The 23,042-nt window shown below is 65.6% G+C and carries 23 protein-coding genes; 5 read left to right on the forward strand and 18 right to left on the reverse strand.

Translation table 11 applies throughout. The annotated features are described in order from the left end of the window. Positions 1-181: 181 nt before the first annotated feature. From ABZZ22_RS04495 to ABZZ22_RS04520, 6 genes are read right to left on the reverse strand one after another with little or no spacing between them, the layout of a single operon-like run. Positions 182-1,024 carry a class III extradiol dioxygenase subunit beta gene (locus ABZZ22_RS04495; RefSeq protein ID WP_354927229.1) on the reverse strand — a complete coding sequence of 281 codons (843 nt, stop codon included), beginning with the start codon at positions 1,022-1,024 and terminating at the stop codon, positions 182-184. Further along, complete coding sequence (locus ABZZ22_RS04500; protein ID WP_354927231.1) at positions 1,017-1,376, reverse strand: hypothetical protein; 360 nt, start codon at positions 1,374-1,376, stop codon at positions 1,017-1,019. The genes ABZZ22_RS04495 and ABZZ22_RS04500 overlap by 8 nt, the downstream gene beginning before the upstream one ends. After that, positions 1,373-2,392 (reverse strand): amidohydrolase family protein, encoded by a 1,020-nt coding sequence (locus ABZZ22_RS04505; protein WP_354927233.1) that lies wholly within the window; start codon positions 2,390-2,392, stop codon positions 1,373-1,375. The genes ABZZ22_RS04500 and ABZZ22_RS04505 overlap by 4 nt, the downstream gene beginning before the upstream one ends. Beyond that, entirely contained in the window at positions 2,389-2,790 is a 402-nt protein-coding gene (locus tag ABZZ22_RS04510; RefSeq protein ID WP_354927235.1) for a RidA family protein, read from the reverse strand. The genes ABZZ22_RS04505 and ABZZ22_RS04510 overlap by 4 nt, the downstream gene beginning before the upstream one ends. Positions 2,791-2,794: 4 nt before the next feature. Beyond that, positions 2,795-3,460 (reverse strand): RraA family protein, encoded by a 666-nt coding sequence (locus ABZZ22_RS04515; RefSeq protein WP_354927237.1) that lies wholly within the window; start codon positions 3,458-3,460, stop codon positions 2,795-2,797. 17 nt (positions 3,461-3,477) lie between these two features. Continuing rightward, positions 3,478-4,137 carry a demethylmenaquinone methyltransferase gene (locus ABZZ22_RS04520; RefSeq protein WP_354927239.1) on the reverse strand — a complete coding sequence of 220 codons (660 nt, stop codon included), beginning with the start codon at positions 4,135-4,137 and terminating at the stop codon, positions 3,478-3,480. Positions 4,138-4,420: 283 nt separating this feature from the next. Between ABZZ22_RS04520 and ABZZ22_RS04525 the strand changes: the two genes are divergently transcribed. Both ABZZ22_RS04525 and ABZZ22_RS04530 read left to right on the forward strand, forming a co-directional pair. Next, complete coding sequence (locus ABZZ22_RS04525; RefSeq protein ID WP_354927241.1) at positions 4,421-4,699, forward strand: hypothetical protein; 279 nt, start codon at positions 4,421-4,423, stop codon at positions 4,697-4,699. An 8-nt stretch (positions 4,700-4,707) separates the two neighbouring features. Further along, positions 4,708-4,977, forward strand: a complete 270-nt coding sequence (locus ABZZ22_RS04530; protein WP_354927243.1) for a hypothetical protein — start codon at positions 4,708-4,710, stop codon at positions 4,975-4,977. On the opposite strand, the gene ABZZ22_RS04535 is transcribed toward ABZZ22_RS04530, so the two are convergent. Beyond that, positions 4,974-5,633, reverse strand: coding sequence for a GntR family transcriptional regulator (locus ABZZ22_RS04535; protein ID WP_354927245.1), 660 nt, complete (start codon positions 5,631-5,633; stop codon positions 4,974-4,976). The genes ABZZ22_RS04530 and ABZZ22_RS04535 overlap by 4 nt on opposite strands. A 71-nt stretch (positions 5,634-5,704) precedes the next feature. On the opposite strand from ABZZ22_RS04535, the gene ABZZ22_RS04540 reads away from it, so the two are divergent. Then, positions 5,705-6,178, forward strand: coding sequence for a MaoC/PaaZ C-terminal domain-containing protein (locus ABZZ22_RS04540; protein ID WP_354927247.1), 474 nt, complete (start codon positions 5,705-5,707; stop codon positions 6,176-6,178). 246 nt (positions 6,179-6,424) lie between these two features. Here the strand turns inward: ABZZ22_RS04540 and ABZZ22_RS04545 are convergent, their stop codons facing one another. The 6 genes from ABZZ22_RS04545 to ABZZ22_RS04570 all read right to left on the reverse strand — a co-directional run bounded on the left by ABZZ22_RS04545 (position 6,425) and on the right by ABZZ22_RS04570 (position 14,261). Further along, positions 6,425-8,050, reverse strand: a complete 1,626-nt coding sequence (locus ABZZ22_RS04545) for an AMP-binding protein (protein WP_354927249.1) — start codon at positions 8,048-8,050, stop codon at positions 6,425-6,427. Positions 8,051-8,292: 242 nt separating this feature from the next. Next, positions 8,293-9,258: a zinc-binding dehydrogenase gene (locus ABZZ22_RS04550; RefSeq protein WP_354927251.1), complete on the reverse strand. Its 966-nt coding sequence runs from the start codon at positions 9,256-9,258 to the stop codon at positions 8,293-8,295. Positions 9,259-9,285: 27 nt separating this feature from the next. Then, positions 9,286-10,899 carry an FAD-binding oxidoreductase gene (locus ABZZ22_RS04555; RefSeq protein ID WP_354927253.1) on the reverse strand — a complete coding sequence of 538 codons (1,614 nt, stop codon included), beginning with the start codon at positions 10,897-10,899 and terminating at the stop codon, positions 9,286-9,288. 145 nt (positions 10,900-11,044) lie between these two features. Beyond that, the gene (locus tag ABZZ22_RS04560) at positions 11,045-12,004 is read right to left on the reverse strand and encodes a dioxygenase (RefSeq protein WP_354927255.1); all 960 of its coding nucleotides are present in this window, start codon (positions 12,002-12,004) and stop codon (positions 11,045-11,047) included. Then, on the reverse strand, positions 12,001-13,107 hold the full coding sequence (locus ABZZ22_RS04565; RefSeq protein ID WP_354927257.1) for a maleylacetate reductase: 1,107 nt from the start codon (positions 13,105-13,107) through the stop codon (positions 12,001-12,003). The genes ABZZ22_RS04560 and ABZZ22_RS04565 overlap by 4 nt, the downstream gene beginning before the upstream one ends. Then, positions 13,050-14,261 (reverse strand): FAD-dependent monooxygenase, encoded by a 1,212-nt coding sequence (locus ABZZ22_RS04570; protein WP_354927259.1) that lies wholly within the window; start codon positions 14,259-14,261, stop codon positions 13,050-13,052. The genes ABZZ22_RS04565 and ABZZ22_RS04570 overlap by 58 nt, the downstream gene beginning before the upstream one ends. 227 nt (positions 14,262-14,488) lie before the next feature. Between ABZZ22_RS04570 and ABZZ22_RS04575 the strand changes: the two genes are divergently transcribed. Beyond that, on the forward strand, positions 14,489-15,235 hold the full coding sequence (locus tag ABZZ22_RS04575; RefSeq protein WP_354927261.1) for an IclR family transcriptional regulator: 747 nt from the start codon (positions 14,489-14,491) through the stop codon (positions 15,233-15,235). A 165-nt stretch (positions 15,236-15,400) separates the two neighbouring features. Here the strand turns inward: ABZZ22_RS04575 and ABZZ22_RS04580 are convergent, their stop codons facing one another. The 4 genes from ABZZ22_RS04580 to ABZZ22_RS04595 all read right to left on the reverse strand — a co-directional run bounded on the left by ABZZ22_RS04580 (position 15,401) and on the right by ABZZ22_RS04595 (position 20,861). After that, on the reverse strand, positions 15,401-17,158 hold the full coding sequence (locus tag ABZZ22_RS04580; RefSeq protein ID WP_354927263.1) for a CocE/NonD family hydrolase: 1,758 nt from the start codon (positions 17,156-17,158) through the stop codon (positions 15,401-15,403). Between the two features lie 114 nt (positions 17,159-17,272). After that, positions 17,273-18,274, reverse strand: coding sequence for an alpha/beta fold hydrolase (locus ABZZ22_RS04585; RefSeq protein WP_354927265.1), 1,002 nt, complete (start codon positions 18,272-18,274; stop codon positions 17,273-17,275). Next, positions 18,274-19,248: a hypothetical protein gene (locus ABZZ22_RS04590; RefSeq protein ID WP_354927267.1), complete on the reverse strand. Its 975-nt coding sequence runs from the start codon at positions 19,246-19,248 to the stop codon at positions 18,274-18,276. Before ABZZ22_RS04590 ends, ABZZ22_RS04585 begins: the two co-directional genes overlap by 1 nt. Before the next feature lie 146 nt (positions 19,249-19,394). Then, positions 19,395-20,861, reverse strand: coding sequence for an aldehyde dehydrogenase (locus tag ABZZ22_RS04595; protein ID WP_354927269.1), 1,467 nt, complete (start codon positions 20,859-20,861; stop codon positions 19,395-19,397). A 450-nt stretch (positions 20,862-21,311) separates the two neighbouring features. Here ABZZ22_RS04595 and ABZZ22_RS04600 point away from each other — a divergent pair, with 450 nt between their 5' ends. Continuing rightward, on the forward strand, positions 21,312-22,625 hold the full coding sequence (locus ABZZ22_RS04600; RefSeq protein WP_354927271.1) for a lipase family protein: 1,314 nt from the start codon (positions 21,312-21,314) through the stop codon (positions 22,623-22,625). A 70-nt stretch (positions 22,626-22,695) separates the two neighbouring features. Here ABZZ22_RS04600 and ABZZ22_RS04605 read toward each other — a convergent pair whose 3' ends face one another. Continuing rightward, positions 22,696-22,947, reverse strand: a complete 252-nt coding sequence (locus ABZZ22_RS04605) for a hypothetical protein (protein ID WP_354927273.1) — start codon at positions 22,945-22,947, stop codon at positions 22,696-22,698. Between the last annotated feature and the right edge of the window lie 95 nt (positions 22,948-23,042).

Below are 23,042 nucleotides of genomic sequence, written 5' to 3' on the forward strand. Positions count from 1 at the left end.
CAGGCTGGAACGACCTTCATGGGCCTCTGACACGAGCGAGCCGGGCGTGCCAGACGAGTCCGGCGGGCGTCGCGAGCTGCGCGAACTGACGCAACGGCTTCAAGGGCCGAAGTTGTGCCGATCAGCGGCGACCACCTGGGCAGCCGGCTGGCTGCTCAGGTGGTCACCGGTGCGGCTCGCCCTACTGAGCCAGAAGTGGTTCGAGCGCGATGATCCCGGCACCGGTGTTGGAGACCGGCACGTGGTAAGCGGAGTAGGCGACGTTGACCGCCTCTGCCATCGCTCCCCGCATGACAAGCCACATGACGAGTTCGGCACCCTCAGAGCCGGCCTCGAGGATGTACTCGCGGTTACTCAGCGCGGCCAGGTTTGCCGGGTCGTCTGCGATGTCGGCGAGGAAGCGGCGGTCGAACTCCTGGTTGATGTGTCCGGCTCGCGTCCCTTGTAGCTGATGAGACATTCCCCCGGTGCCCACGACCCCGACGCGCCGGGCCTCCGGGAAGGAGGCGATGGCCCGGCCGATTGCCCGGCCGAGATCGAAGCATCGTTGCGCAGATGGGGTCGGCTGCTGGACCACGTTGACCGCGATCGGCACGACGCGAACCGGCCACTCTTCTGGCTTCCCGTAGAGAACGGTCAGCGGGACGGTGAACCCGTGGTCGACGTCAAGCTGTTGGCAGATGGCCAGGTCGAAGCCCTCGGGGATGACGCTGTCGATCAGGTGCCATGACAGGTCTAGGTCACCCTCGCAGTCGGGGACCTCGCGGGCACCATAGCCTTCGTCTGCCGGCGCGTACGAGGGCGCGGCGCCGATGGCGAACGTGGGGTAGAGCTCAAGGGAGAACGCAGCGGCGTGGTCGTTGTAGATCACGATGAGTGTGTCCAGATCGAGCTTCTCCACCCAGTCCCGGACCGGCTCGAACATCTCGAAGACCGCGGAGGCCGGACCTTCCTGACCACTCTCCATCGCGTCCCCGAGCGCCGGGACGTGCGATACGCCGACGCCGGCGATCACCTCAGCCATGCGGACTCCTCCCCCCGTTGCGCATCATCTCGACGAACTCCTCTGTGGTCTGACCGGCCATGCGCGCCACGATGTCCGGCACCTTGAGCCCGTCGACCATCCCGATCTTGTAGATGAAGTAGATGTTTCCGCCGAGCTCGATCATCCTGAGGAAGTCGCGCTGACGTACGGCTTCCTTCTGCTCCTCGCTGAGTCGGAACCGGGCCATGAACGCCTCGGGATCGGCAACGAACTGCTCTCGTTCCGCCGCCTTGTTGAGAGCCATGGCGAGATTGTTGAGCGGTAGACCGGACCGAGCCTGCCGGCCGTCGAAGACGACGGTGCCCGGGATCTCGACTCCGTCCTCGTTCATGAGACCGCTTTCGCCAGGCGACTGGCCAGCCGCGGGTACACCGCCAACGCGTTGTCCTGGTAGATCGCGCGTCGGTCGGCGTCGGTGAGGAAGTCGATCTTGTCGATGACGGGCTTGAAGTCATCGAAGTGGTGTCCGGTGTCAGGGTTCATCGCCGAGCCGCTGCCTGGTCGCTCGGTCCCGAACAGAACCCGGTCCGGCCCCACGGTCTTGAGGAGCAGCTCGAGAGATGCGGGGTTGTGCAGGACGCTGTCGAAGTAGAACCTCTTCAGCGCGACCTCGAAGCGCTCCTCGTCATCGTTGCCGCCGAGAATCGGGAGCAACCGCTCGGCTTGCCAACGGCCGATCTGGTAGGGCACCGATCCCCCACCGTGCGAGATCATGATCCGCAGCGCCGGGTAGCGCTGGAACACGTCGCTGCGAAGCAGCGAGAGGATGGCGATCGACTCTTCGGTGATGAAGTGCTCGCTGTAGGACTCCCGGCCTGAGTAGCAGCCGGCCGAGTGGATGTGCATCGGCACGTCGAGCTCGATGAGCTTCTCGTAGAGCGGCCACCAGTAGGGGTCGTTCAGAGTTGGCGGCTTGCCAAGGCCCTCGGTCGGGTCGGGGTTGACCAGGGCGCCGACGAATCCGAGCTCGTTGACGGTGCGCTCGAGCTCGCCGAACGCGTGCTCGACCGCCTGCTCCGGCACGATCGGCAGTCCGGCGACGCCGGCAAACCGGTCGGGGTGCATCTCCACGGTGCGGGCGATGATGTCATTGTTGGCCGCGATCCACGGCTCGACGATCGACGCTGGGGTCATCGAGTGGCCCTGGCCGTAAGGCCGGGGAGAGAGCAGCTGTATGTCGGTTCCGACCTCGTCGAGAGCGTCGACGTTCAGCTTGGCGCAGGCGGCGAGGTCGTCGTCGCTGACCTTCGGGGAACCGAAGAAGTAGCCGCCGTTGGCGAGCAGGTTGGCGCGGTATGCGTAGAGCCCATCAGGAGCGACCAGGTGGGCGTGGGAGTCGATGATCATCGGTTGAGTCCTTCGATGTTGGCGACCAGCTCGCACTGCAGGTGCTGCGTGGCCGAGAGTTCCTGAACGAGGGTGTGACGGGCCGGTCTGCTGGCAGCGTCGGGGAAGGCGGTGACCCAGTGCTGGTCGATCAGCTCCCGGATGCCGCGGTCCTTGACGAAGAAGGTGCACTTGACGATGTCGCCGAGATCGCCGCCGGCCTCAACGAGCAGAGCGCGGATGTTGTCGAAGACCAAGGCGACCTGGACCTCGGCTTCGGGCGGGATCCTGCCTTCGCGGTCCATCCCGTTGATGCCGCTGGACATCAGCAGCGAGCCCACCAACGAGGCCTGCGGGATGGGTGCCCCTCCGTGGTGGAGTCCCTCTAGGTCGACGGAGCGTCGCCATGGCGTGCTCATGTGGTCAGCCTTTCTTCGTCTGAAGCTGGTGGTAGCCGTAGTTGTCACGGGCCTCACGAAGGCTGGCGCCACCGTCGACGGCGGCTCGGATCGCCTCTTCAGCCTCGCGGATGCCGACGGCGAGGTCGATCACCTCGGTGACCCGGCCGGCCGGGATACAGACGACGCCGTCGGCATCACCGACCAGGTAGTCGGCTGGTTCCACACACGTCGTGCCGAGCGTGATCGGCACGTCGTAGCTGTCGACACGGACCCGGTCCTTCCCGGTCCGCATCCACCGGGACCGGGCGTAGACCGGGTAACCGAGCTCGACGGCGCGGTCCGAGTCGCGGCAGACTCCGTCGATCACCGTGCCGCCGAGTCCGCGCTGGTGCGCGGTCGCGGTCAGCAGGTCCCCCCAGACCGTCGTATCCAGGCGGCCAGCATTGTCGATGACGACGACCGTGCCCGGGGGAAGGTCGTCGACGTAGTCGCCCACCGTGCCAGAAGTGCCGGTGATCGGTACGTAGCGAACCGTGAACGCGCGACCGACGAGGCGGTCACTTCGCTGCAGGGGAAGCAGGCCGGCAATCTGTCCCGGAATCTCCAGCTTGTCCAAGGCGTCGCTGACATGGCTGGTGTCGAGGAGCGCCAGCTCGCGCAGCACGCCCTCGTCATTGTTCGAATTCATCTTCGCCTGTCCTCTCATCACTGGGCCAGCAAGTTCTCGTAGTCGGCGCCCATGACCTCGACCATGGACGCGCCCTCGTGCACCTTCGCGACCATCGCGCGCTCCTTTGCCGCTACGAGTTCGGCCTTGTCGAGCACGGTCTGGATGTGAGCGGCCGGCACGAAGACCACTCCACTGCCGTCCGCAACCACGTAGTCGCCCGGGGCCACATCTACGCCGGCTACCGTGACGTCGACATTCCAGCCGCGCTCCACGACACGACTGCGTGCGGTGACCGGTACGCCTGCACGGGCGTAGACCGCCAACCCCAGGTCGGTCGCCTCATCGACGTCGCGGACCGCCCCGTCGACGACAATGCCCTCGATCCCACGTTTCCGCGCTCCGGCGCTGAGGACGCCACCCCAACCTGAGACGTGAGTCCGGCCGTCATGGGCCACCACGACGACATCACCTGGCCCAGAGGCGTCTACGGCCGCAGTGCCGAGGTGGCGCGGCGACTCGACGGTGCCGGCGGCAACCAACTCGACCGTCACAGCGCGTCCGGACACCCGGTGCCGCCCCGTGACCGAATGGATGCCCAGCGCTGCGCCCGGCAGCCCGAGCGCGTCGAGAGCATCCGAGACTGCACAGGTGTCCAGCGTCCCGAGTCGTTCCAGGTGGGGATCTTCAGTAGGCATGATGCGTCGTTCCTAACCGCGAGATGCCGCGATGGCGGGATGCATGCAACTTTGCATTCAATTTACCACGACCTGTGCTCCTCGTCACCACCTACGCCAACTCCGTGCAGGTCGCTCTCGCGAAGCCCGGGAATGCATGGACTTTTGAATGCATTTCTGCACAATAGAGTGTGATGCCGGCCACTTTCAAGCCTTGACGGCCGGGACCATGACAGACCAACGCCACGCGCAGGCGGCCGGGGAAGCCGCTGAACTCAGAGGTGATGGACCAGGTCCGTGACAAGTGGGGCTGACCGTCCGCGACGGGGTCCGGACAGACCGGGCTGCCGCGGCTATCGGGAACGTGCCTGGAACGCGGGTCAAGCCCGGGGTCAGTGGGAGCTCCTACCACTCCGGCGACGTCGCCTCACGAGACGAGGACGGATACATCTTCTACATCGGCCGGACCGACGACGTCTTCAAGGACTACGACTACAAGATCTCGCCCTTCGAGCTCGAGAGCGTGCTCATCGAGCACCCCGCGGTCGCCGAGGCTGCCGTGGTCCCGCGCCGGACGAGCTGACGCTTTCCGTGCCGAAGGCCTGCGTCGCCCTGGCATCCGGCTTCGAGGCAGACAAAGACACCGCCCGAGACATCCTCAGGCACGCGAGGGCGGGGCTGGCGCCGTACCAGCGGATCAGGCGGCTCGAGTTCTTCGACCTGCCCAAGACGATCTCCGGGAAGATCCGCCGCGTGGACCTCCGAAGCCGCGAGAACGCTGCCGCGTCTGGAGAAACCAGAGTCGACGAGTGGCGCGACGACCAGTTCCCCGAGCTTCGCGACGACGGGAAGACCTACTAGAGGAAGGTCGGCTCCGCACCTTCGATGGTGGCGCGTCGATGGTCGGAGCTGACCTGCTCGAGTGCCTCGACATCTCGGGCTTCGACCGCATCGATGATCCGCTCGTGGAAGTCAACTGCCGCCTGGCGATCCTTCGGCAGCCGGTAGGCACGAGCGACGTAGGCGTCAGCCAGAGGCCAGATACGTTCCACCTGTTCGCAGATGACGTTACGGGTCGACAGCGACCACAGCGTGCTGTGGAACTTGTGGTTCAACTCGACGATCTCGAACCAGTCCGGGGCCTCGACCAGGTCCGCCATACGACGATTGAGGTCGCGCAACTGAGCGATCATCGGCTCATCGGGCCACCGCAGCGTGCGCAGGAGCTCGGACTCGAGCAGGTCGAGCATGAAGTGGACCTGCGCGAGCTCGTCATGGGTCCGCTTCGCAACGACGAAGCCCTGCTGACTCTTGTGGTCAAGAAGTCCCTGGTTCGCCAGAACCAGCAACGCCTCCCGCAAGGGAACTCGACTGATACCCAGCTGGGCCGCAAGCCGCTCCTGGCGAAGCTGCTCTCCGGGAAGGAGCTCACCTCGCAGCACCATGCGCTTGAGGGCAACCAGAGCCCGCGAAGTACCCGTTTCCCGTGCTGTCGCCTCAGGCGCCGCCATAGCCATGCCCACAGTATAAATGAAGTCTTAACTGCATGCAGGCTTGAAGACATCGGTGGTTCGCAATACTCGTGCACATGACGCACGAGACAAGCTCACCTGCCGACTGGTACTTCGAGGACTTCGCCGTCGGCCAGGTGTTCCGCACACAGGGCAGGACCATTACCGAGACCGACCTCGTGTCCTTCGCCGGATGGAGCTGGGACACCAACCCCGTACACACCGACGCAGAGCACAGTGCACACGGCCGATTCCGGCAGCCCATCGCCCACGGCGTCCTGGGCTTGTCGGTCGCCATGGGCCTGGTCTCTCGTCTCGGGATCTTCGAACGCTGCTCGGTGGCGCTTCTCGGCATCAACGGATGGACCTTCAAGCACCCGGTCTTCGTCGGCGACACCGTCCACTGCACGCTTCGCATCGCTGATGTCCGCGCCGCCAGCTCGGGCAACGTCGGGATCCTGGAACGAGAGTTCGTCATGTTCAACCAGGACAGAACGGTCGTCCAACAGGGCGAGATCGGCCTCATGGTGGCGCGCCGTCCGGCCACCTGACGCAACTGCAACAGAGTGCGCCTACGCAGCACCTCTACTGTGCGGCGACGCTGAAGGTGGCCGAAAGTATCCTCAACTCCATGAGCCTCTAGTTCTCGCTGCGCCCGCACATCGGCTTCGAGGAGCGAAACGTACGTGGCACCGACCAGTGTCGGATTCAGGTCGCGGCGGGAGTCGGGCCGGTTCAGCGTCCAGGTCTCGACGTCACCGCTGCGACTTGTGATGAGGACCTCACTCACAACTTCGTCACCGGGCGCCCCCGACTTCGGCGTGCTGCTTGCGCAGCACCGCGCGCTGCACCTTGCCGCTCGGTGTCTTGGGCAGCTCCGCCACGAACTCGATCTGGCGGGGGTAGGCGTGGGCGGCGTACTCCTTCTTCACCCAGTCCTGCAGCTCCTTCACCAGAGCGTCGCTGCGCTCGAACCCCGGGGTCAGCACGACGAACGCATGGATCACCTCGCCCCGCAGCTCATCCGGCGCGGCCACAACCGCACACTCGGCCACCGCCGGATGCGTGCCCAGCGCGCTCTCGACGTCGAACGGGCCGATCCGGTAACCGGCCATCAGGATCACGTCGTCATCGCGAGAGGAGAAGTGGATCAGACCATCGCAGTCGACCGTGATCAGATCGCCGCTGAGGTAGAGCTCCCCGTCGGCGCTGAACCGGTCACCGCGGTGACCACGATCGGAGCCATACCCGGTGAAGGTGAAGAACGCACTCTCCGCGACACGCACCGCCAGCCGCCCGACCTCGCCGGCCTCGGCCGGTACGTCCTCATCCAGCCTGAGGGCGGTCAGGGACCAGCCCGGGAAGCTGTAGCCCATCGCTGCCGGCTGGACCTGGGTGGCGGCGTGGGGATGGTGGGCGAAGCCCGCGGGCATCCCCACCTCGGTCTGACCGAAGTGGTCATGGATCTCCAATCCCCACTGCTGCTGCGCCCAGGCGAACACATCGGGCGTGAGCGGCTCACCAGCACTCGAGAGGCGCCTCAACGCCGGCAGCTCCGCCCGCGTCTTCGCACCTCGCAGGCCACGGAAGATCGTGGGCGCCGCCGCCAGGTCGGTGACCCCGTACGTCTCCAGGATCCACCAGGTGGTCTCGGCATCGAACTTCGCCGTGCTCACGATGTTCGAGACGCCCGCGCACATCGGCGCGACCACCCCGGCGTACAGGCCATAGGCCCAGCCCGGGTCGGCGGCGTTCCAGTAGACCGAGCGGTCATCGACGCCGAGGCCGATCTCGAGGTAGGCCTGCCACCCCGCCACATAAGCCAGCGGATGGATGACCGTCTTGGGCTTGCCCGTCGTTCCAGAGGTGAACATGTGGGTCAGCTCCACCTCGGGCCCGGTCGGCACCGGCCCCTCCCACAGGGAGGCGGCCGCCACGACGGCCGCGAGATTGATACCACCGACGGGAGCAGCGGCACCTGTGTCCAGGCCGGCCACCAGCCGGACACGGTCCTCGGGGAGCTTGTCGAACTGGTCACCGTCGGTGACCACCACGCCGACCCCGCCCTGATCGAGACGGTCGGCCACAGCTGAGGCCGCGAACGCCGTGAACAACGGCATGTAAACCGCCCCCAGACGCCAGATCCCCAGGATCACCGCGGGCAGATCGACGTCCTTACCCATCAGCGTCGCCACCCGATCACCCGCACGCACGCCATGCGCACTCAGCACCGACGCGATCCGTCGCGACCGGTCGGCGAGCACGCCATAGGTCAACGACACCTCCGCCAGCTCCGCATCGATGAACCTGAACGCGACCCCAGCGCGCGGATGGCGATCACACATCAGCTCGGGCGCGCTCGCGGCCGGCGAAGCGAACTCGCGGAGAATTTCCCCGACTCGTTCCTCGAGGTGGATATTCATGGGTTACTCCTAGTGACCAGGCGGATCTTTATCAGCGTCGATGATCGGAAGGACGAGCAGCTGGGGTGTGCGCGATGTATTGGACGCGGGCGACGTGCAGAGACCTACGCCCAGACGTCGTCGGTGTAGCGCGCATCGACGCGGGCCGCTCGACCTCCTCACGTAACGGTCTGGCCCGGTTCAGCAGCATCCGACCGAGGACGTGTCCGGCCCTGCGGCAACGAGCACCCCGGCCAGCACACCTAGGTGACGAACACGATCTTGCCTTCGGTGTCACCTTCCAACATCGATCGAAAGCCCGTCTCAGCATCCCGCAGCGCCATCTGTGCACCGATCCTTGGCTGGATTCCTGCCAGATCCACGAACTGCAACAGGTCCATCAGCTCCGCCCGGGTGCCCATGGTGGAACCGAGGATCCGTAGTTGAAGGAAGAACACCCGCTGCAACTCGGCCTCCGCGTCGGGACCGCTCGTCGAGCCTGAAACCACGACGACCCCACCCGGCTTGAGCGCCTTTATCGAATGGCCCCATGTCGCTTTGCCGACGGTTTCGAAGACCCCATCGACGCGCTCAGGGAGCCGCGCACCGGGTTCGAAACTCTGATGCGCGCCGAGCTGCTCTGCGAGAGCGCGCTTGGCTGCGGTCCTCCCCGTGACCCACACCCGAAGACCTGCGGCTCGTCCGAGCTGGACCAGCGCCGTGGAGACGCCACCAGACGCACCTTGCACCAGCATGGTCTGCCCGGGCCGGAGACCCGACTTCACGAACAGCATCCGATAGGCGGTCAGCCACGCGGTCCCCATGGTCGCGGCCTCGGCGAAGGAGAGGCCAGCAGGCTTCGGCACAACGTTGCGGGCAGGTACGACGACGTGGTCCGCAAACGTTCCCTGGTGCAGCTCGGTGAGCAATGTACGGCGAGGATCGAGCGTCTCGTCCCCGCCCCGATCCGCGTCGCCGATGATCGAGTGGAGGACGACCTCGGTGCCGTCCTCCAAGACGCCGGCGCCGTCGCACCCCAAGATCATGGGGAACTGCTCACCTTTGATGCCGACTCCGCGGAGTGTCCAGATGTCGTGCATGTTCAGGCTGGCGGCCCTCACTGCGACCTTGACCCAGCCATCCGGAACATCCGGTTCGGGTCGCTCGCCCGTAGCAAGCGACTTCAGCGGCTCCTCGTAGTTGGGTTCGCGAGCATAGACGGCAAACATCGCGTTCTCTCTCCCTGATGGCGTGCGTTACTGGTGCGGGAAACCGGCGCGACGGAACCGCGTGCCCCAGATGCCGGACTTGCCGGGTGCGATGATCCCGTTCGGGTCCAACGTGTCTTTGATGGTCTCGTTGAACCGGCGCTGTGCATGGTCGTTGAATCCGTACTGGTCCGCTGCAAGGTCCATGAACGACAGATGGGCGCGGTACTCGCCGTATCCCAGCTTTCCGGCCGTGGCGACCATGTGCTTCGCATGCGCGTACGCCGCCTCGACCTGCACCTCGTCGTGCGTGTTGAAGGGGATCATGTTCACCATGGCGGCGGAGCGCGCGTTGATCGGCAGCATTCCCATGATGTAGTCGAAACCTGCGTCGTTACACATCGAGGAGAACAGTTCCTGCGCGGCTTTGACGGCCTTCGAGGTCATTGGCACCACAGGGGAGAAGTCGACGTGGCCACCTTCGTCCCCTCCCGACCATCCGGCCATCTTGTAGAGGTCCATGCTGGGCACTCCGATCTGGACTCGCTCGCCCGGGTTCGGCAATGTCTCCCAGGCGTCGGGACCGTGCTTCTCACCCGTGACCGTGGCCGTGGGGATCGACTCGAACCGCTCCTTGAGCTTGGCGAAGTTGTGGTCGACGACGGACTCGTCGCCGTACAGCGCGAACCGCATCATCCACCGCCCGATACCTAGGTCCTTGGCGATCTTGTCGATGATCGAGTCGGGCATCGCGCCGGAGCCGTCGTACCAGTCCGCACGCGCAGTCAGCATCGATGCCACGCAGAGAGTGTTGACGATCTGCGGACGCATGTTGATGGTGCCGTCGAGCATCAAGCCGCGCAAAGCGTCGACCACGGCCGGCATCTGCGAGTCGTCCCACAGCTGCAACCACAGGGGCATGTAGATCTGGGGCTTCGGCATCAGCCAGTAGCCCATCTTGGTCACGATGCCGAAGTTGGACTGCATGAACAGCTCTGTGGACGTAGGGCCGAGTCCACGCTTGTAGAGCGGCCACGCCGGGTTGCTGTCCATCGCGCCCGAGCCCGTGCGGAGCAGCTCACCGCTCGGAAGGACGACCTCGAAGCCGCAGTGGGAAGCCTGGTCAAGGCTGTACGGCATATAGCTCATGCCATGATCAAGGGTGTTCGACACGACCCCGCCCCAGCCGATGTCGACGATGGAGGCGGCAAGGTTGTGTCCGCCGGCGTTGATGGCATCGTGCAGGTCGAACCAGCTCACGCCGGGCTCGACGATGGCGTAGCCGAGCTCCTCGTTGATCTCGAGGACTCTGTTCATGTTGCGGAAGGACACCATCAGCGATCCGCGAACCTGCGGTGCAGCGCCACCGTAGCCGTTGTTCTTTCCCCGGCCGATCGGCCAGACCGGGATCCGGTGTTCGTTGGCGAGACGGACGATGGCCTGTACGTCCTCGACGGTGCTCGGGCTGGCAACGCCGGAAGGGAGATTCGTCTCCGATCCGGGGAACTGATAGGGATCGCGGAAGTCCGCCAACGCCTCCCCATCCGTGGCGACCTTGTCCTCTCCGATCGCGGCGGCGATCGCCGCGAGGGCACGGTCGAGATCTCGCTGGGTGAGGCCCGGAGGGGTGGGCTGGTCGGTCTCGGTCGACACGTCAGTCATGGTTCGTTCCTTCGCAGATCAAGTAGTGGTCATCCAGCAGCTCGGCACTTCGATGTGGCCGAGATCACTCGTCGATCCTGAGGGCCAGTCCCCGGCACCGGAAAGCAAGAGGTCATTCAATGACCAACAAGCCGTGTCCGAGCGGTCACCCGTCGGAAGGCACGAGGACGATGTCGAAGCGCACCCTGCTCCACGTACCGTCGATGGCCCGGCCATCGGGCGTCGGAGTGCCGACGCGTTGCCGGTCGAACTTCTTGATGAGGGATTTCTTGACGCCGAACACTGAGTCCTTCCAGCCGACGGGATCACCTTCGGGAAAGATGTGAGTGACCAAGGTGCGCGCGCTGCGGTGGCTCACCATGAAGTGCAGGTGTGCGGCACGCAACGGGGAACGTCCGACGGCAGCGAGCATCTGACCGACTGGCCCGTCATCGGGAATCGGGTAGGGGGTGGGCGTGAGTCCCCAAAAGCGGTAGCTGCCGTCGCGCTCGGTGAACATGTGGGCCCGGGCAGCCCGCTTGCCGGCGTCGTACTGCACGTCGTAGAGCCCGTCATCGTCGGCCTCCCACACCTCGATCCGCGCACCCCCCAGCGGTTTACCGTCGGTGTCGCGGACCGTTCCCTCCACCCAGCAGGGCTCGCCGGGGGCTCCGAAGGACATGTCGCCACCGAGCTCGATGCCCGGGGCGTCCTCTACGAAGAACGGCCCGAACACGGTGGCTTCGGTGGCATCGGCGTAGGCCTGGTTGTTGACGTTGATCGTCTGCATCGACGCACCCAACGTGTCGGAGAGCAGGATGAACTCCTGCCGCACGTCGTCGGTGATGTGGCCGGCCCTGGTGAGAAAGTCGATCGCGGTCGCCCACTCACCCTCGGTCAACCGGGTCTCGCGGATGAAGGAGTGCAGGTGCTCGACCAGGGAGACCATCAGCTCCCTCAGACGCGGGTCCTCGCATGAGACGAAGCTCATGACGACGTTGTCGACCAGGGTCTGCTCGACGGTCTGCTGCTCGGCGCTGACCTCTCGCAGGGCGCGTCCGTGTGCGCCGACCAGAGTCGAGCCGGACTCGAGATGGGTCTCGGTGTCGCTGTAGATGTCGCTCATGGCAGATCTCCTTCCCAGGCCGCGCGCAGGAGCGCAGCGAGGTTCTCAGGTGTCACGGGAGTGGGGTTGTCCCTCGGAATCGCAGTCAGGATCGGTTCGACCGCCTTGGCGATACCGTCTTTCGGCATGCCGTAGTCACGCAGAGCGGCCGGCGCCTTCAGGGTCGCCCGCAGCTCCGCCAATCCTTCGGCCGCACCCATCGACCCGAATCCGGCTGCGATGCGCTGCTCGGCCTCAGGAGCATTGGGAGCGTTGAACGCCACCACGTATGGCAGAAGGACTGCGTGAGTCTCAGCATGAGGCAGGTCGAACATCCCACCAAGCACGTGGCAGATCTTGTGATGCATCCCCGATCCGGCGGATGCGAACGCGACCGCGGCGAGGTAGGCGCCGTAGAGCACTTGCCCGATCCCCTCGAGATTCTCGCCGTCGTCGGCAACCACAGGAAGACCAGCGCCCAGCGCCCGGATCCCCTCGCCCGCAAGCACCTGATCGACAGGGTCGACCCGCGGGCCCCACATCGAGTCGACGCAGTGCGCCAGCGCATTGAGCCCGCTGGCCACAGCCATGTCGGCCGGGAGCGATGTCAGCAGTCCAGCGTCGTAGACGATCGAACGAGGCAGGACCTTTTCATCAACGCCAGTCGTCTTGGCCCCGCCGTCGGTCAGACCCCACACGTTGGTCGCCTCCGAACCAGCGTAGGTCGTGGGAACCGCGACAATCGGCAGACCGGTTGTGAGAGCCACCGCCTTCGCCAATCCTGTCGTGGACCCGCCGCCGACCGTCACCAGGACCTCAGCCCGACTCACGGCCGCTGCTGCGCGGGCACGCTCTGCCGACGCGACAGGAACATGCATGACGACTTCGCCATGACGTCGCACCACCGCCAACTCCGCAGCAATGGGGTCCGCCAGCGCCGCCTCGCGATCTGACGCGATCAGCATCACACGGCTCGCACCCAGCGTCGAGACCTCGGCCGCAACCGCCTCGGGCGCTGATTCTGGCGCGAACACGACCCGCTGGGGCAAGGACTCGTGAACGAACCTCACCGCACCGCCACCGTCTCCGCGAACGACGCTTCGAGATCGTGGCCGTAGATCCATCCGTTGACGAGCAGCGGATCCTCGTTGGCGTAGGCCTGGTCGCGCCGCTGCTGCTCGGGCCCGTCGGGCAGATGGTTGATCTCTGCCCTCATATGACTGGCGGCTTGCAGCTTGGTCGTGCGGGGAATCCGGATGGCCTCATAACGACGCAGGGCTGTCGCCGGGTCGTCTACACCTTCGGCCAGGCAACGGGCTAGGACCGCGGCGTCCTCGATCGCCTGGGCCGCTCCCTGCGCGAAGAACGGATACATGGGATGCGCGGCATCCCCGAGCAAGGTCACTCCATCCTCGGACCACCGGGCCAGAGGTTCACGATCCAGCAGCGCCCAGCGTCCCGGAACGCCAGCGGCGCGGATGAGGTCGGTCAGGCGTGGGTCCCAACCCTCGAACTCGGCAAGGAACTCATCGACCGTCGCGGTCGCGGTCCACGACTCGGTGGTGTAGTCGCCGGCCGGAGCGAAAGCGACCAGATTGACGTAGTCACCTCCTGCGACCGGGTAGTGCACCAGGTGGTGTGCGGGGCCGATCCACAGAGTCTGGGCAGGCCGCCGGGCGAACTCTGGCGCCCGATCCGCCGGCACAAGAGCCCGGAAGGCGCACAGGCCGGAGTAGGTCGCCGCCGACGCTCCGAAGAGCGTGTTCCTCACGATCGAGTGGACCCCATCGGCGCCGATGACAACGTCAGCCTCCGCAGATTCGCCACCGGCGAAGTCGAGGCGGAGGGTGTTCCCGCTCGTATCCAGGCCCACGCACTTGCGGTCAAGGATCACATCCTCGACCGGGACCCGGGACTGGATGGCCGCCAATAGGTCAGCCCGGTGCGCGGTGTAGGTGTGTTCGCCATACAACCGTTGGCATGAGGATGCCAGATTCTCGGACGAGAGAACGGTGCCATCCTGCCAGCGCCGAAACTCCCAGCCGGTCTCGAGCTTGACAGCATTTTTGGCCAGCTCCTCCAGCACTCCGAGGCGGCGCAGCTGCCGTGCCGCGTTGGGGGCGACCACCAGGCCGGCCCCGACCTCGGCGATGCGGGTAGCCTGCTCGAAGACCGTGGCGTCGAACCCTTCTCGCCGCAGGAACGCAGCAGTTGCCAGGCCGCCGATTCCGCCACCCAGGATGGCAAGCCTCGGCTTGTCGGCGGTACGTGTTGTCATCGTCAAGCTCCTTGTACGCGTGGAAGAGTGCTCCGCCCATCGCCGTCAACTGGACGCAGTCGGCGCGAGCGGCCTTTACATCCGCATGGTTCCCTGGTGACGTACCTTTGTGGGCATCATGTGTCATTCAACGAACATCCCCGGGGCCGCGAAGCCGCACCAGCGAGGTAGGGGCGTAGGTCATGCCGAGGACTAGCGAGCCGGGCCGCACCGTCAGCTCGCGCCTGTTGGAGCTGCTGTTCTCCTTCGCACCCGACGCCCCGGAGCTGAGCCTCGCGGACCTGGCGCGCAGGACGGGTCTACCGCACCCGACTGCGCGCCGCTTGGTACTGGAACTGGCAAAAGCCGGCGCCCTCGACCAGCGCCCGGACGGCCGGTACGTCGTAGGACTGCGGTTGTGGCAGCTCGGAACCCTGTCGCCGTTGACCGAATCGCTTCGCACCATGGCGCAGCCGTTCATGGAAGATCTCTTCACGGCCCTCGACCAACACGTGCAGCTTGCCGTCCTCAAAGGTCAGGAGGCAGTAGTCCTCGAGCGTCTCTCCGCGCCTCGCGCCGTTGGGCTGATGTCCCAGGTGGGTGGACGGCTCCCGTTGCACTGCTCGGCGGTCGGCAAGGTCCTTCTGAGCCACGCGGGCAGCGACCTGATCGATGAAGTGATCAGCGGCGAGCTGCGGCGGCATACGGCCAAGACGGTGACGGACCCACGGGTCCTGCGCCAGGAGCTGGCGGAATGCCGCCGCACCGGATATGCGCTCGTACGTGGCGAGCTCACCGATGGCGCCGACTCGATCGCCACACGCGTCCTCGACCGAGAAGGCCACGTTGTGGCAGCCCTCTCAGTGGTCGTACGCTCGGGCTCTGTTCAGCCGCAAACGGTGCTGCCGTCAGTCATCACCAGCGGTCTCGGTTTGTCACGCACACTGGGATGGCGGCCGGGAGTACGTTTCCGCGACGACCTTGGTCGGCACTGACTGCTTGGCAGCTTGTTTCACCCACCAGCAGGTCGCCGCGGTGTGTTGCACCGCTGGCGCGGGCCTGTGCCGCTCGTGGCGCCCGCCGTCCGCACCAATCGACGCGACGTGCAATTTCCCGGTCGAGGTAACGCCTGCAGGCGTTACCTCGACCGGGAACTGCGTCTAGTGCGGGCCCTCGATCACCGGGACCTGGATGTACGACAGGTGGTCGGGACCGGAGTGGATGATGTGTGTGCCGTGGTTGTCCGCAGGCGGGTTCACGGCGGCCTGTCGACCGCCGCGCAAGGGGCCCTCCTCAGTCGCCTCGAGGTCGACACCAGTGCCCCGGACGTTCCACCCGGCCACGGTCAGCCGCAGCTGCTGTCCGGGCTCGAAGTGGTAGGCGCGTGGCGTGAGGCCGATGTCGACCGGGACGACCTCTCCGGGACTCAGCTTCTTGGCCTCCCTGAAGGCGTGAACGGGCAGGAACTCCGTCGAGAGCGTCGAATCGAGCTCCCGCATCGAGACTCGGAGGCGACCTGGCGCACCAGGGGGCGAGATCGGGTAGGTGTCAGCGTGCTCACGGTGCGGCGCAAGCAGGCTGCCTTCGGCGTCCAGCTTCTCCACCAGGAGGAACAGGTCCATGTCGTCGGCATCCTGTGCCTCGACCCAGAGCCGTACCGACATGTAGCCGACGAGCGTCATGGCTTCGGTGAGCTTGAGCGTGAACGTGGTGGATCCATCCACGCCGGCATAGCTCGAGGTTGACGGCTGCTTCGGTGGTGTTGCTGAGAGGAGCCCGCTGGCAGCGTCAAGATAGACCTTCTCATAGCGGGTCTCCGGGAGGGGCCACTCGGCGAACGGCACGTCGACGAGGTCCTCACCACCTGCATTGATGATGCACGCTCGGACACGAGCGGTCTCCTGCCACTCGTTGTCGTCGCCCTTCAGGTAGTGGTCGAAGAACCGAAGCACGTCCTCCTGGTAGCGGTCGCTGTACTGGTCGTACCACTCCTGGGTGTTGTTGATCCGCAACCACTTCTCGCTCGACCCCAACCGCCGAAACGCTTCGGGTCCTCCCATCGAGTGCAGCCCGGTGACACCGTCGACGACGACGTAGGCCGGAACGGTGACATCGGACAGGTCCGGGGTCTTGTCCTGCCAGTAGTCGTTGTAAAGACCCTCACGCATCGCCATGTCCGCAACGCTCTCGATCGCGCTCGTGTCACCGGGGATCATGAAAGGGAGGAACCCGAAGAAACCCGGGTCCGGGATACCACCCCAACGCAGGTGGGTGCGGAAGGGGTCGTAGATCCCGTTCCACGGAGCGATGGCCGCGAGGTGCGGCGGTTTCGTGGCGGCGATACCCCACTGCGCGTAAGCGAGCCACGAAGCGCCGTACAACGCGACCTTGGTGTTGCTCCAGGGCTGCGCCGCCACCCATTCGATGAGGTCGTAGCCGTCGTGACCATCCACCGAGCCCCAGTTCTGGATGTCGCCGCCGGACTTTCCAGCTCCGCGGACGTCAGGGTTGACCAGCGCGTAGCCCTTGTCCAACCAGAAGGCGCCATCAGCCCCCTCGAACTTCGCGAGACCCGAGAAGTTCTCCCTGGGGACTCCGAACGGCGGTTCGGTCGGTAGCGACTTGCCGTAGGCGCTCCAGCTGACGATGGCGGGGAGGTTGGTGTCCTGGTCGGCGGGTCGGAGGACGTCGGTGTAGATGACCACGCCGTCGCGGAGGGTGACCGGGATGTCTTGCTCCCACACCACGTCGCAGGGCAGTGGCTTCCCGCCCTCGATGAGCACGGTGCCGGCTTTCAGATGCTTGGTCTCGCGACCGACACCGTATCCCTCTGGCAACGGCGTGGCAGGTACGAACGCGACGTCCCACTCCGCGGGGTAGGCCGACGGTCGCATGTCATTCCGGGCAATGGAGTTCATCTCTCCTACTTCCTGATCTAGTTGGTGGCTTGCTGGAACTGGGGTCGATGCAGCGCGCCGAGATGTCCGCACGTCAACGCACCGGGGTGCGGCCTTGGCGCGGGGTGTTGCGCCTCAGCTGGACAGCTGAGAGATCCAGTCGATGACGGGTCTGACCGTCTCGTGCGCGTTGACCTCGAAGATGAGGCCGTGTCCGTTTCCGACGATGCCGGACTCCTGCAGGTCGACCCAGGTCGCCTTCGCGCCTGCCGTACTGAGGAAGTCGACGGTTGCGGGGGCCCAGTCCCTGAACGGCGAGGCACTGGCCGTGAAGACCGCGACGGGCTTGTCTGCGAAGGACGGGATCCGGAGGTCGGCCGGCAAAGCGTCGCGGACGTCTTGAGCATGTTGGAACGAGCCGGCGAAGGTGACCGGGGCTGTGGTCAACCCCCAGTCGAGCGCACCGAAAGGGAACGTCGCGAACGGAGGACCCATGGGCTCGACAGCGGCAATCGCGACGACCTCCTCGGGTGCCTTGTCCGCAACGAGCCATCCCGCGGGTCCTCCGGCAGAATGCGTTACCAGCACCGCGGGCCCGATGATGTCGAGCAGCGACACGATTCGGGCGGCATCGAGCTCCTGTGACGCGGCCAGATCAGCCGGCAGGGGACCGAACCCGGCCATCAGCTGGTCCAGCTCCCGTCCGCCGATCTCTCGGCTGTAGGGCCACTGAGTATGGTCGGCGGCCCGGTCGGGCGGTGCGAAGATCCCGATGGCGCCTTCGTATGGGATGGCGGCACCCATCGCGCCGATTGCCTCGGGGTTGTAGGGCGACCGCCCCATCCCCGGTCGATCGACCACGTAAGTGGCGAAGCCAGCCGCGACGAAGTGGGTCGCCCAGCCCGGTTTGCCGTCCAAGGTGAACAGCCATTCGGAGCCCTGTCCCCCACCGCCGTGCACCAGGACCACCGGGTGTGGTTGGGTGACTGACTCGGGGGCCTCCCAGGTGACGTACATCGGGCCTCGCTGCACGGTGCCGTGGTCCGAGGCGATGACATCGCCCGGGACCCAGAACTGACCGCGGCGCGAGCTGATGAGTGGACTGTCGGCGAGGTGGGGCGCAGTCTGCGAAGACATCACGCGCCCGAGATCTTGTCGGTGGACTCCTCTGCGGCCGCGCCGAAGCCCATCGGGCACCCGGCTGACGCGGTGTCATCGCTCTGGTCCGCCTTAGCGCCGGCCGTGATGGACGAGCGCATGATCGGGCCAAGAGCCTTACCTTGCTCGCGCGCCTCGCGCAGGATCTTTTCGACCACAGACTCCTTGGGAGACGGCATCATCTGGGTTCCGACCAGCGCGGCGCGCATGTAGTTCTTGGCCGCCGATCGCCAGAACGGGGTCGGCCTCTCGATGCCGTTGCACTCGAACTGCCCGTCGTGCCAGAAGGTGGTCACCAGAGCATCGGCGAGCGGGCGGGGAAGTCGCTTGTTACGTTGAGCGTACTTGTCAAGCACTGCTTGGTGGCATGCCCTCGTGTTCGCGTCCGGCGTCCACGGCTGGGACTCGTACTCATGGACGAAGGCGACGAAGTCCTCGAACGTCTCGAGATGGGGCATGACATCGCTCAGTGGCCCGCCGTCGATGTAGGTGAAGGACTCTGCGAGCTTGCGTCCCCACACGGCGCGAGCCTCTCGCTCCTTCGCGCTGAGCTTCGGCAGGCCCATGTACTCCTCGGCGAGGATCGAGAGGCCAGCGACCTCCCAGGCGATGACGTAGATCCACAGGGGCAGGTCGTCGAACGCGGAGGGGTAGACCTTCTGAAACTTGGCGTGCAGCGCGTTGATGATGTCGACCGAGCGCTTGGTCTCCGGCGAGTCGGGGCCGAACTCGTTCCACACGAGGAAATGGTGCGTGGTGTCATCGAAGCGGTTGTCGGCTGTGGTGACCAGCTTGCCGGTCCCTTCACGGTTGATCGCCACGGCGCTGTGCCCATTGGTGGCACGACACATGATCGTCGTGAACGCCCAGTCGAGGACGAAGTCGTTGACGTGGAACATAGAGCCCAGCTTGACGATCTCGGTGTAGTCCCGCTGCGGGTCGAGCGTCTCCATGCGACGCTTGATCCACCGTGGGCCTCTGCGGACCTCAATCGGCGGGTTCAACGGGTTCAAGGCGGTGACGGTCATGATCCTTGTCCTTTCGCGAAGGGCATTCGGTAAGTGGTGAGGTTGGTGACGAGTGCGTGGGCTGAGGCCCGTCAGATCGGGTAGTGTCGATCCCCGGTCTGGATCGTGATCCAGCGCAGCTCGGTGAACTCCTCGAGCGCGGCCTTCGAGCCGAACCGGCCCCAGCCGCTGGCGCCGACGCCGCCGAAGGGCATCTGCGGCTCGTCATGCACGGTGGGCCCGTTGATGTGGCAGATACCAGAGCGGATCCGCTTGGCAACCTGCAATCCGGTGCCGGCGTTCTCGGTGAAGACCGCGGCGGAGAGCCCGTACTCGCTGTCGTTCGCGCTTTCGATCGCCGTCTCGATGCCATCCACCTCGATGATGGACACGACCGGCCCGAAGGACTCCTCGGTGTAGATACGCATCTCGCTCGTGACGCCCCGCAGCACCGTCGGGTGCACATAGAGACCGTCGTGGGTTCCGCCACAGAGGACCTTGGCCCCCTTGGCCCTGGCGTCCTCGATCAGGCCGATGACGTGATCTCGAGCACCTGCATGGACCAAGGGGCCGAGCTGTGATCGAGGGTCGTCCGGGGCACCGACGGTCAGGCGCGAGGCGCGCGCAACCAGCTTGTCGCTGAACGCGTCCGCGACCGCGGCGTCCACGATCAGACGCTCGGTGGACATGCAGATCTCACCCTGGTTCATGAAGGCGCCGAAGTTGGCTGCTGCGGCTGCTTTCTCCAGGTCCGCATCGGCGAGGACCACCAACGGCGCCTTTCCACCGAGCTCGAGCACCACGCGCTTGAGGTAACGGCCCGCGATCTCGCCGATGACTCGTCCGATCTTGGTGGAGCCGGTGAAGTTCACCCTCGCCGTGGACGGGTGCGAAACCAGCGCCTCGACCACATCGGCGGCATCCTCCGGAGCGTTCGTGATCAGGTTGATCACTCCGGCCGGTACGCCGGCATCGATGAAGGTCTGCACGATCATGGCCTGCGTCAGTGGCGCCTGCTCCGAGGCTTTGAGCACCACGGTGTTGCCGAACGCCAACGGCATGACGACCGCTCGCACGCCGAGGATCAGGGGGGCGTTCCACGGAGCGATTCCGATCACGACGCCAGCTGGCTGACGTACGCCCATGGCGAACATCCCCGGGACGTCGGACGGGATCGTGTCCCCGACCATCGCGTAGGTCTGTGCCGCTGCCTCCTGCACCATTCCGGTCGCAACGTGAACGTTGAACCCGGCCCACGGAGCGGTCGCGCCCATCTCCCGCCCCATCAGCGGAACGAGCTCACCGGCCCGCTCCTCCAACAAGGCAGCAGCACGCTGCAGGATTGCGCGGCGCTCCCCCGGAGACACCGCGGCCCACTCCGGCAGTGCCGAAGCCGCGGCTTCGACCGCACGCTTGGCATCCGCGACCGACGCTGCGGCCACGTCTGCGATCGGCTCCCCCGTGAGCGCCTCGGTCGTCGTGAAGAAACGGCCACCTTCGGCAGCGGTCGCGACGCCACCGATCAAGAGCTCTGAGGCGATGATATCCGGCGTCCTCACGGAATCCGACGTGCTCGATGACATGTGACTTCTCCTCATGCTGCGGTGCGGTGGACGATGCGAGTGTGTCCCGCGTCACTTCCCGCATCAATACATGTGATCGTTGAATGAACACACGCCGGCAGCCGCAACCTCAATCTCGCCGCCGCGCTCAAGCACCTCGCCGCGCATCGCGCGCCCTCGGTCTATTTCGACCACGCGTGGCACCTAAGAACGACGCCCGACGTCGAGGACCATCGCGATCGGCCACTCACCGAACCTCGATCACCCTGGCGATGTAGTGGAGATCCGTGACGAAGTTCATGACAGCGGAGCACTTCCGATCGGGGGTCTCGCTCTGCGAAACACCCCGAGCATTGATGTTATATCAGATAACGCATAGAGTGACGCAGCACACACCGACCACTTCAGATCCGCTGACCCGGATCAGCCAAGGAGAGCGTGAAAAACATGTCCCGACCCACTCGACAGCCGATCATCACGCGACTCCGACGGCACGGTCAGCGTGCCTCCCGATCACGAGCCGCCGGGACGTCGGTCGCACTTCTCGCGGCCGCGACCCTGACCGTCGCCGGAGGACCGGCAGCTGCGGATCCCCGAACTCTGCTCGATCCGCTGCCGGCGTTGGTGACCGCCGATGATGCCTTCTACGTGCCGCCGACACCTCTCCCAGACGGAAAGCCGGGAGATCTGATCAGAGCCGAGGACATCGCACTGTCGACCTATCTCAACGCGCGCGCCCAGAAGGTGATGTACCTGTCGACGAACAACCGGGGCAAGCATGTCGCGGTCACCGGTCTCCTGCTGACCCCGCTCAACCAGCAGGCCGGCAACAACAACCCTCTCGTCGTCCACACGCCGGGAACGCGCGGGCTCGCAGATCGATGCGCACCGTCCAAGCAGGCCGACCTGCTCACCTTGAATCCGACCAGCCCGGAATACGCGATGGCCGAGTATTTACAGTTCTTGCTCAAGGGCATCAGCGTCATTGTCAGCGACTACCTCGGCGCCGGCACCCCGGACCTCCCGGAATATCTCGTCGGCAGATCCGAAGGCTACAACGGTCTGGACGCCTTACGCGCCGCCATGCAGGTCCCCGGGTCGGGCGTCTCGCGGACGTCGCCGGTCGGGATCTCTGGATACTCCCAAGGTGGCCAGGCCGCAGGATGGGCAGCGGAGCTGCAGCCGTCCTATGCTCCGGAGCTCCGACTCGAGGGCGTGCTCGCAGGTGGCGTACCCACCGACGTCCTCGCCGTGGTCAACCACCTCAACGGCAACCCGATCGGCAGCGGCGTCCCGCTCGCCGCACTGATCGGCCTCGACGCCGCCAACCCAGAGCTCGGACTCGATGATCGGCTGACCCCCAGAGGTCGGCAAGTTGTCGAGCAGGTCGAGAACAGCTGCTACCCCGAGCTCATCGCAGCCTTCGGAACAACGACCGTCGCGGACGTCAGCGAGCCCGACGTGCTGGCTGATCCGCGATGGCAGAAGCGGTTCACCGAGTCCCTCCTCGGCACAGCAGCACCCGGGGCGCCGGCCTACATCGTCCACGGATCGCTCGACATAATTGTCCCGTTCGATCAGGGTTCCCACCTCTATCACGAATGGTGCCGACTGGGCGCGGACGTCATCTTCGAGTCCACCCCTGCCGTGGATCACGTCAGCACCAGCGTCGTGGGGATGACAAACGGCGTCAACTGGCTCGCGGATCGACTCCACGATGTGGAGGCCGACCAGGGATGTCACGAGGTGGGGTTGAGCTAGATCCAAGACTTCGCTATTGGTCCACGCGAGCCGGCGACATGTGTCGCTGGCTCGCGTGGACCGGACGAACTCAGCCGTCCAGCAGAGACCGTCCACGTGGTTCGGTCAGCATGAGCACACAGACAGCACTGAGGAGAGCGAAAGCCGCGATCAGAGAGGCCAGAGCCGTAGGACCGGCGCCCTCCTCGGGATGCCGGTTGAGACCACCCTGGCGGCCGCCAGCCTGCTCGCAGGCGGGGTGCTCGACCGGCATCCCGGACTTCAGGTCTGCCTGGCTCACGGCGGGGGCGCGCTGCGACTCCTCCTCCCGCGCCTGGGCCACGGCCAGACGATCGGTGTCGCACCCGAAGCGACGCAGCTCCGATGCTCGAGACGGCGCACCGTCCCCTCCATCTGCCTGAATCGTACTTGCGTGGC

The sequence above is a fragment of the Nocardioides sp. NPDC006273 genome, assembly GCF_040613495.1.
Classification (GTDB): domain Bacteria; phylum Actinomycetota; class Actinomycetes; order Propionibacteriales; family Nocardioidaceae; genus Nocardioides.

What these genes read in the sequence shown, in the direction of transcription:
- ABZZ22_RS04495 (WP_354927229.1), bottom strand. Translation starts at nt 1,024, where the DNA reads ATGGCTGAGGTGATCGCCGGCGTCGGCGTATCGCACGTCCCGGCGCTC.
- ABZZ22_RS04500 (WP_354927231.1), bottom strand. Translation starts at nt 1,376, where the DNA reads ATGAACGAGGACGGAGTCGAGATCCCGGGCACCGTCGTCTTCGACGGC.
- ABZZ22_RS04505 (WP_354927233.1), bottom strand. Translation starts at nt 2,392, where the DNA reads ATGATCATCGACTCCCACGCCCACCTGGTCGCTCCTGATGGGCTCTAC.
- ABZZ22_RS04510 (WP_354927235.1), bottom strand. Translation starts at nt 2,790, where the DNA reads ATGAGCACGCCATGGCGACGCTCCGTCGACCTAGAGGGACTCCACCAC.
- ABZZ22_RS04515 (WP_354927237.1), bottom strand. Translation starts at nt 3,460, where the DNA reads ATGAATTCGAACAATGACGAGGGCGTGCTGCGCGAGCTGGCGCTCCTC.
- ABZZ22_RS04520 (WP_354927239.1), bottom strand. Translation starts at nt 4,137, where the DNA reads ATGCCTACTGAAGATCCCCACCTGGAACGACTCGGGACGCTGGACACC.
- ABZZ22_RS04535 (WP_354927245.1), bottom strand. Translation starts at nt 5,633, where the DNA reads ATGGCTATGGCGGCGCCTGAGGCGACAGCACGGGAAACGGGTACTTCG.
- ABZZ22_RS04540 (WP_354927247.1), top strand. Translation starts at nt 5,705, where the DNA reads ATGACGCACGAGACAAGCTCACCTGCCGACTGGTACTTCGAGGACTTC.
- ABZZ22_RS04545 (WP_354927249.1), bottom strand. Translation starts at nt 8,050, where the DNA reads ATGAATATCCACCTCGAGGAACGAGTCGGGGAAATTCTCCGCGAGTTC.
- ABZZ22_RS04550 (WP_354927251.1), bottom strand. Translation starts at nt 9,258, where the DNA reads ATGTTTGCCGTCTATGCTCGCGAACCCAACTACGAGGAGCCGCTGAAG.
- ABZZ22_RS04555 (WP_354927253.1), bottom strand. Translation starts at nt 10,899, where the DNA reads ATGACTGACGTGTCGACCGAGACCGACCAGCCCACCCCTCCGGGCCTC.
- ABZZ22_RS04560 (WP_354927255.1), bottom strand. Translation starts at nt 12,004, where the DNA reads ATGAGCGACATCTACAGCGACACCGAGACCCATCTCGAGTCCGGCTCG.
- ABZZ22_RS04565 (WP_354927257.1), bottom strand. Translation starts at nt 13,107, where the DNA reads ATGGATCTACGGCCACGATCTCGAAGCGTCGTTCGCGGAGACGGTGGC.
- ABZZ22_RS04570 (WP_354927259.1), bottom strand. Translation starts at nt 14,261, where the DNA reads ATGACAACACGTACCGCCGACAAGCCGAGGCTTGCCATCCTGGGTGGC.
- ABZZ22_RS04580 (WP_354927263.1), bottom strand. Translation starts at nt 17,158, where the DNA reads ATGAACTCCATTGCCCGGAATGACATGCGACCGTCGGCCTACCCCGCG.
- ABZZ22_RS04585 (WP_354927265.1), bottom strand. Translation starts at nt 18,274, where the DNA reads ATGTCTTCGCAGACTGCGCCCCACCTCGCCGACAGTCCACTCATCAGC.
- ABZZ22_RS04590 (WP_354927267.1), bottom strand. Translation starts at nt 19,248, where the DNA reads ATGGAGACGCTCGACCCGCAGCGGGACTACACCGAGATCGTCAAGCTG.
- ABZZ22_RS04600 (WP_354927271.1), top strand. Translation starts at nt 21,312, where the DNA reads ATGTCCCGACCCACTCGACAGCCGATCATCACGCGACTCCGACGGCAC.